Source organism: Pantoea sp. ICBG 985 (assembly GCF_002928365.1).
In the GTDB taxonomy this organism is placed as follows: domain Bacteria; phylum Pseudomonadota; class Gammaproteobacteria; order Enterobacterales; family Enterobacteriaceae; genus Pantoea; species Pantoea dispersa.
This window is the reverse complement of record NZ_POWM01000004.1, coordinates 470,173-481,414: the sequence shown is the minus strand read 5'-3', so window position 1 is coordinate 481,414 and position 11,242 is coordinate 470,173. Positions and strand designations below refer to the sequence as shown.

The 11,242-nt window shown below is 57.4% G+C and carries 14 protein-coding genes and 1 other RNA gene; 6 read left to right on the top strand and 9 right to left on the bottom strand.

What is annotated here, in order from left to right; genetic code table 11:
* Positions 1-47: 47 nt before the first annotated feature.
* From rsmI to mdtI, 4 genes are all read left to right on the top strand, one after another.
* The gene (gene rsmI / locus C1Y42_RS14820) at positions 48-911 is read left to right on the top strand and encodes a 16S rRNA (cytidine(1402)-2'-O)-methyltransferase (protein WP_058759850.1); all 864 of its coding nucleotides are present in this window, start codon (positions 48-50) and stop codon (positions 909-911) included.
* Positions 912-944: 33 nt separating this feature from the next.
* Positions 945-1,321, top strand: an RNA gene (rnpB, locus tag C1Y42_RS14815) — RNase P RNA component class A.
* Positions 1,322-1,880: 559 nt separating this feature from the next.
* Positions 1,881-2,231 (top strand): multidrug/spermidine efflux SMR transporter subunit MdtJ, encoded by a 351-nt coding sequence (gene mdtJ / locus C1Y42_RS14810; RefSeq protein WP_058759849.1) that lies wholly within the window; start codon positions 1,881-1,883, stop codon positions 2,229-2,231.
* Entirely contained in the window at positions 2,218-2,547 is a 330-nt protein-coding gene (gene mdtI, locus C1Y42_RS14805; RefSeq protein WP_021509711.1) for a multidrug/spermidine efflux SMR transporter subunit MdtI, read from the top strand. The genes mdtJ and mdtI overlap by 14 nt, the downstream gene beginning before the upstream one ends.
* A 70-nt stretch (positions 2,548-2,617) precedes the next feature.
* Here mdtI and C1Y42_RS14800 read toward each other — a convergent pair whose 3' ends face one another.
* The 9 genes from C1Y42_RS14800 to exuR form a co-directional block, all read right to left on the bottom strand.
* Positions 2,618-3,592, bottom strand: a complete 975-nt coding sequence (locus C1Y42_RS14800) for a glutathione S-transferase family protein (RefSeq protein WP_021509710.1) — start codon at positions 3,590-3,592, stop codon at positions 2,618-2,620.
* Between the two features lie 81 nt (positions 3,593-3,673).
* Positions 3,674-4,084 carry a DoxX family protein gene (locus C1Y42_RS14795; RefSeq protein WP_010618799.1) on the bottom strand — a complete coding sequence of 137 codons (411 nt, stop codon included), beginning with the start codon at positions 4,082-4,084 and terminating at the stop codon, positions 3,674-3,676.
* A 206-nt stretch (positions 4,085-4,290) separates the two neighbouring features.
* Positions 4,291-4,575: a YqjK-like family protein gene (locus tag C1Y42_RS14790; protein ID WP_010618800.1), complete on the bottom strand. Its 285-nt coding sequence runs from the start codon at positions 4,573-4,575 to the stop codon at positions 4,291-4,293.
* Positions 4,572-4,967: a phage holin family protein gene (locus C1Y42_RS14785; RefSeq protein WP_059009861.1), complete on the bottom strand. Its 396-nt coding sequence runs from the start codon at positions 4,965-4,967 to the stop codon at positions 4,572-4,574. The genes C1Y42_RS14790 and C1Y42_RS14785 overlap by 4 nt, the downstream gene beginning before the upstream one ends.
* 1 nt (position 4,968) lies before the next feature.
* On the bottom strand, positions 4,969-5,274 hold the full coding sequence (locus C1Y42_RS14780; protein ID WP_021509708.1) for a YqjD family protein: 306 nt from the start codon (positions 5,272-5,274) through the stop codon (positions 4,969-4,971).
* A 34-nt stretch (positions 5,275-5,308) separates the two neighbouring features.
* The gene (locus tag C1Y42_RS14775) at positions 5,309-5,683 is read right to left on the bottom strand and encodes a DUF1090 domain-containing protein (protein ID WP_146068801.1); all 375 of its coding nucleotides are present in this window, start codon (positions 5,681-5,683) and stop codon (positions 5,309-5,311) included.
* A gap of 173 nt (positions 5,684-5,856) precedes the next feature.
* A complete protein-coding gene (gene mzrA / locus C1Y42_RS14770; RefSeq protein WP_031280145.1) occupies positions 5,857-6,225 on the bottom strand; it encodes an EnvZ/OmpR regulon moderator MzrA in 369 nt (122 codons plus the stop codon).
* Positions 6,225-6,899 (bottom strand): DedA family protein, encoded by a 675-nt coding sequence (locus tag C1Y42_RS14765; protein WP_021509705.1) that lies wholly within the window; start codon positions 6,897-6,899, stop codon positions 6,225-6,227. The genes mzrA and C1Y42_RS14765 overlap by 1 nt, the downstream gene beginning before the upstream one ends.
* 335 nt (positions 6,900-7,234) lie before the next feature.
* Positions 7,235-7,987, bottom strand: coding sequence for a transcriptional regulator ExuR (gene exuR / locus C1Y42_RS14755; RefSeq protein ID WP_104093855.1), 753 nt, complete (start codon positions 7,985-7,987; stop codon positions 7,235-7,237).
* Positions 7,988-8,285: 298 nt separating this feature from the next.
* Between exuR and C1Y42_RS14750 the strand changes: the two genes are divergently transcribed.
* Both C1Y42_RS14750 and C1Y42_RS14745 read left to right on the top strand, forming a co-directional pair.
* Positions 8,286-9,734, top strand: coding sequence for a tagaturonate reductase (locus tag C1Y42_RS14750; protein WP_059009854.1), 1,449 nt, complete (start codon positions 8,286-8,288; stop codon positions 9,732-9,734).
* 4 nt (positions 9,735-9,738) lie between these two features.
* The gene (locus C1Y42_RS14745) at positions 9,739-11,229 is read left to right on the top strand and encodes a UxaA family hydrolase (RefSeq protein ID WP_059009853.1); all 1,491 of its coding nucleotides are present in this window, start codon (positions 9,739-9,741) and stop codon (positions 11,227-11,229) included.
* Positions 11,230-11,242: the final 13 nt, after the last annotated feature.

Sequence of the window (11,242 nt, the reverse complement as noted above, 5' to 3'; positions counted from 1 at the left end):
GTTTTTTTCAAGATGCTCAATATTAAATCGGCAATTCGGATGAAACAATGAAACAACTCGATCGGGCAGAGATTTCTGCCAGCACGCTCTATATCGTTCCTACCCCGATCGGTAACCTGGGTGATATCACGCAGCGTGCGCTGACGGTGCTTGCGAGCGTCGATCTGGTCGCTGCGGAAGATACACGTCATACCGGGCTGTTGCTACAACATTTCGCCATCAATGCGCGACTGTTCGCACTTCACGACCATAACGAACAGCAGAAGGCCGACGTGCTGTTAGCGAAGCTGCAGGAGGGCCAGAGCATTGCGCTGGTTTCCGATGCGGGCACGCCGTTAATCAACGATCCGGGCTACCATCTGGTGCGCCGTTGCCGCGAGGCCGGGGTGCGTGTGGTGCCGTTGCCCGGTGCCTGCGCGGCGATCACAGCATTGAGCGCGGCGGGATTACCGTCCGATCGTTTCTGTTACGAAGGGTTTCTGCCGGCCAAAAGTAAAGGACGTTGCGATGCGCTGCGTGCACTGAGTGACGAGCCGCGCACGCTGATTTTCTACGAATCGACCCATCGCGTGCTGGATACGCTACAGGATATGGTCAGCGTATGGGGCGCGGCGCGCTACGTGGTGCTGGCACGGGAGCTGACCAAAACCTGGGAGTCATTGTACGGTGCGCCGGTGGGGGAATTGCTGGCGTGGGTGCAGGCGGATGAGAATCGCCGCAAGGGCGAGATGGTGCTAATTGTCGAAGGCCATAAAGCGGATGAAGAGACGCTGCCGGCAGAGGCGCTGCGCACGCTGGCGCTGCTGCAGGCTGAGCTGCCGCTGAAAAAGGCGGCGGCGCTGACGGCGGAAATTCATGGCGTTAAGAAAAACGCCCTGTACAAGTATGCGCTGGAGCAGCAAGAGGCGTGACAAACGCGGGCGGATCGCCTATTATCCCGCGCCGAAGCTGACCAGACAGTCGCCGCTTTGTCGTCGTCCCTTTCGGGGGAGACGGGCAGAGGGGAGGAAAGTCCGGGCTCCATAGGGCAGGGTGCCAGGTAACGCCTGGGGGGCGCAAGCCTACGACCAGTGCAACAGAGAGCAAACCGCCGATGGCCCAGTAATGGGATCAGGTAAGGGTGAAAGGGTGCGGTAAGAGCGCACCGCGCGGCTGGCAACAGTCCGTGGCACGGTAAACTCCACCCGGAGCAAGGCCAAATAGGGGTTCACATGGTACGGCCCGTACTGAACCCGGGTAGGCTGCTTGAGCCAGTGAGCGATTGCTGGCCTAGATGAATGACTGTCCACGACAGAACCCGGCTTATCGGTCAGTTTCGACTTTTTATAAAGACGCCCGCAGGTGAGAATCTGCGGGCGTCTTGTTTTTGGGGGAGGGTGCGTGCTGCCCCTCATCCTAACCTTCTCCCGCAAGCGGGAGAAGGGACCGATTGTGTGTGGGATGAGTTGAGTATTCGGCCTCCAACACCACACTTAACTATTCCCTCTCCCCGTGGGAGAGGGTTAGGGTGAGGGCAGAAAACCGCACGTAGCCAGATAAAACAGCACAAAACCCCCATTTCTCTGCGTAAAGAAACGCAAATCCGCAAAAACATTCTTTTCCCTGTGCCAGAATAGGCGCGTGTTCAACTACTGAGGACAATTTTTCATCCACACCGGGAAAAGCAACAACGTGGATAAGTTGTAAAATTATGGATAACCATTTCGTTACACTTTACGTATTAACCTCTTCACCCACCTGCGTTTTCTCCTGCTCACTGAGCGATCGGCACTGGCGCTTCGCGCTGTAGTTTTTTCTCTCCTTCTTAGCTTTTTATCTTTTTCAGCTATCACGCTGCGGTTTGTGCGTGGATGGCGTTTATTTCTCACAGGAGAGAAATCATGCTGTACTGGATTTTATTAGCGTTAGCGATTGCTGCCGAAATTACGGGCACCGTCTCAATGAAATGGGCCAGCGTTAATGGCGGCAGCGCCGGCTATATTTTTATGCTGTTGATGATCGCCCTGTCATACATCTTCCTCACCTTTGCCGTTAAACGTATTGCCCTTGGCGTGGCTTATGCCATGTGGGAAGGCGTCGGTATTCTGTTTATCACCCTGTTCAGCGTGATGCTGTTTGACGAGGCGCTGTCGGTGATGAAGGCGGCGGGTTTGATCACGCTGATCGCGGGTATCGCGCTGATCAAAGCGGGGACATTCAGCCGTAAGGAGCTGCGTCATGACCACGCTTAACGTCGTGCATCTGGCCTGGCTGGCGCTGGCCATCGTGCTGGAAATTGTGGCGAACATCGCGCTGAAATACGCCAACGGCTTCCGTCGTCCGCTGTATGGCGTGGTATCGCTGGTGGCTGTCCTGGCGGCATTTAGCGCCCTGTCGCAGGCAGTGAAGGGGATCGATCTCTCGGTGGCCTACGCCTTGTGGGGCGGTTTCGGTCTGGTGGCTACCGTAGCGGCAGGCTGGATTCTGTTCGGGCAACGCCTGAACACCCGCGGCTGGCTGGGCGTGGCACTGCTGCTGGCCGGGATGGTGTTGATTAAATTTGCCTGAGGCAGCGCGATACTGCCTGCCTTCCTTTCCCAATGGCGGGAGAGAAGGGCAGGCATGCGTAAGCCAGCCGTTAACCGCGGCCGTGCGGCTCATCCCAGTCAAAAGCCGGTCCCAGCGAAATAACGCCGTTCGGATTGATGGTCTTGTGGCTGCAGTAGTAGTGATGGCGGATGTGCGGCAGGTTCACCGTATCGGCAATGCCCGGCATTTGATAAATATCGCGCAGGAAGCCGTTCAGGTTACGGTAATCGCTGATGCGATGACGATCGCACTTAAAGTGGGTCACGTAGACCGGGTCAAAGCGCACCAGCGTGGTCCACAGGCGCAGATCGGCTTCGGTGAGGCGATCGCCGGTCAGATAGCGATGCTGACCCAGAATCTGCTCCAGCCGTGCCAGCGAATGGAACAGCGCGGTTACGGCTTCATCATAGGCCGACTGTGACGTGGCAAATCCGCTTTTGTAGACGCCGTTATTGACGGTGTCATAAATCCAGCCGTTGAGTTCGTCGATCTTGTCACGCAGCTCGGGCGGGTAGTAATCGCCGGCGCGAGCGCCCTGCGCGTCGAAGGCGCTGTTAAACATACGGATGATATCGGCGGATTCATTACTGACAATCGTGTGCTGCTTTTTATCCCACAACACCGGCACGGTCACGCGCCCGCTGTACTGCGGATCGGCATGCAGATAGAGCTGATAGAGGAATTCGTTCTGATACAGCGAATCGCCGGTCGCGGCGGGGAAGTCATCGTCAAAGGTCCAGCCGTTCTCCAGCATCAGCGGGTGCACCACTGACACCGAAATCATCTCTTCTAACCCCTTCAGCTGACGCATCAGCAGGGTGCGATGCGCCCACGGGCAGGCCAGCGAAACGTATAAATGGTAACGATCGCGCTCGGCGGCAAAGCCGGCTTTCCCGGTTGGCCCGGCGCTGCCGTCTGCCGTGATCCAGTTACGCCAGACTGCTTCTGTGCGTTTGAAGCGGCCACCGGTTGACTTCGTATCGTACCAGGTGTCATGCCAGACACCGTCAATCAGTTGTCCCATAAGCCCTCCATAAAAAAAACGGGGCGAGGAAAATCCCCGCCCCTGCTATTCAGTATATGTGCTGTTGCACAGCTTGTGTGCTTAGCGTGCGGTTGCTGGCATAAAGCGCTGACGAATCAGACGGTCAATGCTGTAGGCGCCCGGACCTACCAGACCCAGCACCAGGAAACCACCGGCGATGGACAGGTTTTTCATGAACATCAGCTGGTTAACGCCTTCCGCAAAGTTGCTGTGGAACAGGAACGCGGTCAGCAGCGTGAAGCCGGCGGTGAACAGCGCGGTGAAGCGCGTCAGGAAGCCGAACAGAATCGCCAGGCCGCCGCCCAGTTCCAGCAGAATCACCAGCGGCAGCAGGAAGCCCGGCACGCCCATCGCCTGCATGTACTGTGCGGTGCCTGCATAGGCGGTGATTTTGCCCCAGCCGGCAGTAATAAACAGGATGGTCATTAATACGCGTGCCAGCAGCAGGCCTGAGTCTTCGAATTTTTTCATCATTTACTCCAACAAGGTTTTTGGCGCAGGTTGTTGGCCTGCCGGGTTATTTTCCCGCTAAACCGCGTTAAACAGTTCGTCGGGCTGATGGAGGGAGATGATAGTCGCGCGCAGCAATAGTTGTAAGCGAGATAAACTGTCGATGTTATTCAGGAATTCTGAAAGAGGAAAACCGAACCTTTTCGATCCGGTTTAAGGTGGGGAAGTTAGCGTGGCGGCATCGCCGATTTGATCATGCGCCAGGTGCTCCACAGACCGAGTCCGCGTTTGGCCCAGCGCATGATGCGGTTGGGGCTGCGGATCGACCAGATGGCGAGCGCGCTGCTGCCAATCGCCAGATAGCGGCGCAGGCTGAGAAACGTCAGCCAGCCGCGATCGTACTGCGCGGTGCTTTCCAGCCAGTCGCGGCGGGCAGCGCTGAGATCCAGCCGCTGCTGCTGTACCTGATTAAGCAATTCATGAATGCGTGCTTCACGTTCACGCTGACTCATGAGCGATGCTCCTCGAGTAAGGTGCGATCGGTGTCCAGCTCTTTGCGCGTATGGCGCAACAGCGTGGACTGCCGGGATTTACGCAACGTCCATAAACCAAAAATCAGCGCCAGCGCGAATAGCACGCCGGTGGTGATGGCAATCGCCATCAGCCGGTACTGCGTATCCACCGCCCAGATAATCAGTACCATCAGGCTCATCAATCCGAAAGCGGTAAACAGCATGGTCAGGCCTATCATGATCAGCATCTGGATCAGATTGGCCTTTTCCTCTTCCAGCTCGGCAACGGCCAGCCGCACGCGTGTCTCGACCATGCCAACCAGCGTTGTCACCACGCGCTGACCTACATTGAAGACCCCTTTGCCTGGGCCGTGGCTCTGATTCTCGCTCATATCAACGACGTGAAATCAGGATGCCGATCAGCACGCCGACTGCTGCGCCGATACCCACGCCGTGCCACGGATTTTCACGCACGTAGACGTCCGCTTTCTCCGCCGCTTCACGCGTGGTCTGCGCGATGCGTTCGCCGGATTCGCCCAGCCGCTCGCGTGAACTCTCAATGGCACCGCGTGCTTTGTGACGCAGTTTATCCAGCTCGCTTTTCGACTTATCAGCCGAGCTGCTCAGCACTTCTTCCAGGGTGTCGGCAAGGTTTTTCAGTTCCGCACGCAGATGTTCAGATGTGGTGTCTTTAGCCATGGTGTTCTCCATTACATCATTTATTTAAGTCCGATTAATAAGGCTCGGCCTGCAGCTTTTTCAGCTCCTGGCGTGCCTCTTCCAGCTTCCGTTCGCGCTTACCGATCTTCTCCTGGTCTTTGCCTTCCTGGCGATCCTGCTGCAGTTCGTGCTCGCGCTCAGCCACTTTATGCTGCTGGGCTTCAATGCGTTCAGCGTGGGCGGATTTCAGTTTCTCGTCAGTGCAGTTGGCGCGGACTTCGGTCAGTGCGCGTTCCAGTCCGGTGACCCGGCGCTGGTTGTCGTGCTGTTTCGCCATCTCAATTTCGTGCTGAATATCCTGCTGTTTTTGCTGACACAGCGATTCCGCTGCCAGCAGTGAACCCGAGAGAGAGAAAAGAATCGCACCCAGCAGTAGTTGTTGTTTCATCAGGTTTTTACCTTCCATTGTTGACGACCTGTCGCAAACCGGACAGGAGGGGCATCCCAGCTTGTCGTCTGCTCGCGCTTACTTAAGAATAGACAGCAGACGAAAAAATTCAAAAAACACGCGGGGATAGCGAGGATTGAGGTGCCGCCGGGCGGTGAACCCGACGGCGGGGATCAGCTATAAGTGGGGCGATTAGCGTCCACCACCTGCTGTGACGCCTGCGGACCCGCCGCCACGACAAAGCCCTGTGGCAGCAGGCGGCGCAGTACTTTCTGCGCGGCCAGGCTCTGCTCTTCATTCTCAAAATGAATGACCAGCGCATCGCCTGCCGAGGTAATACTTTTAATCCGCACGCCCTGCGCAGAAAGCTGCTGATAGAGATAAAAGCCGTCCGGCAGATTGGTGCCGCTGTGTGCCACGCGGATCTTCACCACCGTTTCATGCTGCATCAGTTTGGGCACAATGCCGATAGCCAGCAGCGCCAGCACACCAGCGCACAGCCAGGGGAGTAAACGCCTGGGGAAATTACGCAACCCTGTCATTACTGTGACTTCCCGTTCTGACCCGCCTGACGTTTACGCCACAGCACTACCAGTGAACCCACCAGACCGATGACCAGTAGCACCAGCGGCAACAGCATCAGGCAGAACATCAGCTCATCTTCATAGCGGCGGAAAATGGGGGTTTTCCCCAGCGCAAAGCCGAGCACGGTAAGAATCAGCACCCACAGGAAGCCGCTCATCCAGTTAAAGAACTGGAAGCGGGCATTGCTCAGGCCGGAAAGGCCGGCAATGGTCGGCAGCAGGGTACGGACAAAGGCGATAAAGCGGCCAATCAGCAGCGCAGACAAGCCGTGGCGATGGAACAGACTGTGGGCGCGCTGATGATACTGCGCGGGCAGATGGGAGAGCCATTTCTGCACCGTCGGCGTATTGCCAAGCCAGCGGCCCTGAATGTAACTGACCCAGCAGCCAAGGCTGGCGCCGGTGGTCAGCACCAGCAGGGTGAGCGGGAAGCTCATGGTGCCTTTCGCGATCAGCACGCCGACCAGAATCAGCAGACTATCACCGGGCAGAAACGCGGCGGGCAGCAGGCCATTTTCGAGAAACAGAATCATGAACAACACGCCATAAATCGCCCACACCAGCGTGGGGTCGGAGAGCATTTCGTAATCCTGCTGCCACAGGGCATGTAGCAATGCTTGCAAAATATCCATCAATCATTCCTGAACATCATTGTTAAACGTGCCCGTGAGGGGCTTAGGCGCAGGCGGGTTAAGTTATACATTTTAGGTATGCCACCTGAGCAGGATTTCCGGATCCATCCAGAATTGATTGTTAAATCAGCGACTTTTTATAGCCCTGTCGCAAAGGGTAAGAAAAGGGCGATAACTGTAACAAAAATCGCGGGATTCAGACAGTGTAAAGTCGCGGTCGCACAGGAGTTTTACCTTTTGACGCAGATGGTCAAAAGGAGCTTTACACGAGCTGACACTATTGCAGATTAACTGACTTTTTAGCCTGAAAATGCAGCGTTTCAGCCATTACGGCTTCAGGGCAGGATCACCGGATTTTCTGCGAACATGTAGCGGTCAACGTTGAACTCGAAATCATCGGCGGTGGCGTCGAACAACATCTGTTTAGTATTTTCCAGATGCTGCCACATCGCCAGTTTGCTGGCGGCGGGATCTTTGCGCATCAGCGCTTTTAAAATCTGGTCGTGATCGTCGCACCAGCTGGTGATATGGCGCGCGTCAATGTGTTCGTGCAGCTTGAGCCAGTAAGGATTATGCAGCCGGTGCCGCCACATTTTCTCTACGATGGCGGCCAGCGCGCTGTTTTGGGTGGCCTGGGCAATGTGCACGTGAAACTCCATATCCCATGTCGAATCGCGCGCGTGATCTTCCTGCCGGGCTTTTTCCTGAATTGCCAGCAGCGCCACGATGTCCTGTGGACGGATCTGCGTGGCGGCAAATTCGGCGACATTGCTCTCAATCAACTGGCGCGCCTGCAGCAGTTCAAAGGGGCCATAGCTGGCAAACTCCAGCTGATCGGCGGCGCTGTCGCGCGGTTGTGGCTGGTCGCTGATCACATGAATGCCCGACCCTTTGCGCACCTCCACGTAGCCTTCCACCTCCAGCATGATGATCGCTTCCCTTACCACGGTGCGGCTCACCTGGTGCGATTCCGCAATCATCCGCTCTGCCGGTAACTTTGCCCCCACGGCATAACTGCCCGCTTCGATGCGCTGCTTGAGTTCGCTGGCGAGTTGCTGGTAGAGGCGGCGGGATTCGTTCAGGTCCATGATTTTTCGGTTCTGTGAAAGACGGTAAGTTGTTATACCACTTACCCTGCGATGTCGCAAAGCGCTGAAGCTGTTATACCATCTGGCAAGTTAAGAACCTGCGCGCCTGCTCAGGTTTTATGTTTAATTTATAGAATATACATATATTTAAGTTGATGAAAATAAGAGGCACGCCGGCTTTCGCCGTATGGCAATGATGGATAATGTGACGCAGTTGGCAAACAAATCTCCCTGTCGCTGAAATTGGTATGATAACTTTTGCGCATTAGCTGACCGATTTCATCTTCAAGGAAGCGACATGTTGCGACTCAACCGCCGCGATTTCCCCGGCGCACGCTATAGCGAACGCGTGATCCAGTTCGGCGAAGGCAACTTTTTACGTGCCTTTATCGACTGGCAGCTCGACTGGCTCAATGAACATCAGGGCACCGATGCCGGCGTGGTGGTGGTGCGACCGCGCAACCGGATGCAGACGGAGACGCTCAATCAGCAGGATGGCCTCTATACCACGCTGCTGCGCGGGCTAAATGACGCCGGGGAACCGCTCAGCGAAACCCGGCTGATCCGCAGCCTCAATCGTGAAATTCAGCCTTATCAGCAGTTCGGAGAATTCCTGGCTCTGGCACGCGCGCCGCAGATGCGTTTTGTGTTCTCCAACACCACCGAGGCCGGCATCGCGTATGCCGAACAGGATCGGCTGGAGGATCAACCTGCGTCGTCGTTTCCCGGCAAACTGACGCAGCTTTTGTGGGCGCGTTATCAGCACTTTGCCGGTGCCGCCGATAAAGGCTGGCTGATCGTGCCGTGTGAGCTGATCGACCATAATGGCGACACGCTGCGCGCGTTAGTGCTGCGTTATTGCCAGCAGTGGCAGCTGCCAGCGGCCTTTGCGCAGTGGGTGACGCAGCACTGCGCCTTTTACAACACGCTGGTGGATCGCATTGTCAGCGGCTATCCGCCGGATGGCGCACAGATTGCAGCGCAACTGGGCTATGTCGACCGCTATCTGGTGGCCGGGGAGCGCGACTATCAGCTGGTGCTTCAGGGACCGGATACGCTGATGCACGAGCTGCAGCTGACGGCGCTGGCACCTGCCGTCAGGCGGGTGGATGACATCACGCCGTACAAAGCGCAGAAGGTGGCGATCCTCAACGGGGCGCACACTGCGCTGGTGCCGGTAGCGTTTCAGGCCGGGCTGGCGAGCGTGGGCGAGGCAATGAACGATGCGCAGCTGGCCGCTTTTGTCGACGCCCTGTTGCGCGAAGAGGTGATCCCGACGCTGGATTTGCCGCGTGCCGAGCTGCACGCCTTTGCCGATGCGGTGCAGCGCCGCTTTCGCAATCCGTTTATTCACCATGCGCTGCTGGCGATTGCGCTCAACGGCATGACCAAATTCCGTACGCGCCTGCTGCCGGCGCTGTTGCAGGCGCAGCAGCAGCGTGGCGACTGGCCGCCGCGCCTCATCTTTGCCTTTGCCGCGCTGCTGGCGTTTTATCGCGGCCAGCAGGATGACCGGCAGTGGCCGCTGCAGGATGACGCGCACTGGCTGCAGCGTTTTGCCCGGCTGTGGCCGGCGGTCCTCACCGATCAACTCACCCCGCAGCAGCTGGTGAGCGACGTACTGAGCGACGCGCAGCACTGGGGCGAAGATTTAACCCAGCGGCCCGGCCTGGTCCCGGCGGTCAGCCAGCAACTGCACAACATTCTCGTCCACGGCATGCGGACGGCCCTTAGCCAACTGAGATAACGCGATGCAACAGGCAATCAAAATACATTCACGCGACAACGTCGCCGTCGCGCTGCAGGATCTGGCGGCTGGCATCCAGGTTATCGTCGCAGAACAGCGGATTACGCTGCATCAGGATATCGGGCGCGGCCACAAGTTTGCGCTGCAACCGCTCAACAGTGGCGAGCAGGTGCTTAAGTATGGGTTGCCGATTGCCCATGCCACTCAGCCGATCGCCGTTGGCGAGCTGATTCACTCCAGCAATGCGCGCACCAATCTGAGCGATGTCGACGAGTACGTATACCAGCCGGAACACCTCACGCTGCCACCGCAGGCGGCGGATCGTGAGGTGCAGATCTATCGTCGCGCCACGGGCGAGGTTGGCATTCGTAACGAGCTGTGGATTTTACCGACCGTCGGCTGCGTGAACGGTATCGCCCGGCAGATTGTGTCACGTTTTCTGCGGGAGAGTGACGACGCGGCCGGCATCGACGGCGTGCACCTGTTCAGTCATCCCTTCGGCTGTTCACAGCTGGGGCAGGATCACGAAAATACCCGCACCATGCTGCAAAATATGGTGCGCCATCCTAACGCCGGCGCGGTGCTGGTGATTGGGCTCGGCTGCGAAAACAATCAGGTCGATATCTTTCGCGACACGCTGGGCGACTTCGACAGTCAGCGCGTGCAGTTTATGGAGTGTCAGAAACAGGATGATGAAGTGGAAGCCGGCCTGCAGCGGTTGCATGCGCTGTACAACGTGATGCGTCACGACCGCCGCCAGCCGGGCAAACTGAGCGAGCTGAAGTTTGGTCTCGAATGCGGTGGCTCGGACGGCTTTTCCGGCATCACTGCTAATCCGCTGCTCGGCTGTTTCTCTGACCAGATGATCGCCAACGGCGGCACCACGGTGCTGACCGAAGTGCCGGAGATGTTTGGTGCCGAGCGCATCCTGATGAGCCGCTGCCGTGATGCGGCGATTTTCGACAAAACGGTGGCGATGATTAACGACTTCAAGCGCTACTTTATCGATCATCAGCAGCCGATTTATGAAAATCCATCGCCGGGCAACAAGGCGGGCGGCATTACCACGCTGGAGGAGAAGTCGCTGGGCTGTACGCAAAAAGCCGGGCAGAGTCAGGTGGTGGATGTGCTGAAATACGGTGAGCGGCTGCGCACGCCGGGGCTCAATTTACTCAGCGCGCCCGGTAACGATGCGGTCGCCACCAGCGCGCTGGCCGGAGCCGGCTGCCATATGGTGCTGTTTACCACCGGACGCGGCACGCCGTACGGCGGCTTCGTGCCCACCGTGAAAATCGCCACCAACACGCCGCTGGCGGAGAAAAAGCCGCACTGGATTGATTTCAATGCCGGACGACTGCTGGAGGGCACCAGCATGGAGACGCTGCTGGCGGAGTTTGTTGAGACTATTGTGGCGATTGCGAACGGCCAGCCGGTGCGCAATGAAGTCAATGATTTCCGCGAGCTGGCGATCTTCAAGAGTGGCGTGACGCTTTAAAGCGGCAGCGGTT

Bases quoted from the DNA above. Each gene is read 5' to 3' on its own strand.
- mzrA (WP_031280145.1), bottom strand. From the start codon at position 6,225: ATGACAGGGTTGCGTAATTTCCCCAGGCGTTTACTCCCCTGGCTGTGC.
- exuR (WP_104093855.1), bottom strand. From the start codon at position 7,987: ATGGACCTGAACGAATCCCGCCGCCTCTACCAGCAACTCGCCAGCGAA.
- C1Y42_RS14775 (WP_146068801.1), bottom strand. From the start codon at position 5,683: ATGAAACAACAACTACTGCTGGGTGCGATTCTTTTCTCTCTCTCGGGT.
- mdtJ (WP_058759849.1), top strand. From the start codon at position 1,881: ATGCTGTACTGGATTTTATTAGCGTTAGCGATTGCTGCCGAAATTACG.
- C1Y42_RS14750 (WP_059009854.1), top strand. From the start codon at position 8,286: ATGTTGCGACTCAACCGCCGCGATTTCCCCGGCGCACGCTATAGCGAA.
- mdtI (WP_021509711.1), top strand. From the start codon at position 2,218: ATGACCACGCTTAACGTCGTGCATCTGGCCTGGCTGGCGCTGGCCATC.
- C1Y42_RS14790 (WP_010618800.1), bottom strand. From the start codon at position 4,575: ATGAGTCAGCGTGAACGTGAAGCACGCATTCATGAATTGCTTAATCAG.
- C1Y42_RS14765 (WP_021509705.1), bottom strand. From the start codon at position 6,899: ATGGATATTTTGCAAGCATTGCTACATGCCCTGTGGCAGCAGGATTAC.
- rsmI (WP_058759850.1), top strand. From the start codon at position 48: ATGAAACAACTCGATCGGGCAGAGATTTCTGCCAGCACGCTCTATATC.
- C1Y42_RS14800 (WP_021509710.1), bottom strand. From the start codon at position 3,592: ATGGGACAACTGATTGACGGTGTCTGGCATGACACCTGGTACGATACG.
- C1Y42_RS14745 (WP_059009853.1), top strand. From the start codon at position 9,739: ATGCAACAGGCAATCAAAATACATTCACGCGACAACGTCGCCGTCGCG.
- C1Y42_RS14785 (WP_059009861.1), bottom strand. From the start codon at position 4,967: ATGAGCGAGAATCAGAGCCACGGCCCAGGCAAAGGGGTCTTCAATGTA.
- C1Y42_RS14795 (WP_010618799.1), bottom strand. From the start codon at position 4,084: ATGAAAAAATTCGAAGACTCAGGCCTGCTGCTGGCACGCGTATTAATG.
- C1Y42_RS14780 (WP_021509708.1), bottom strand. From the start codon at position 5,274: ATGGCTAAAGACACCACATCTGAACATCTGCGTGCGGAACTGAAAAAC.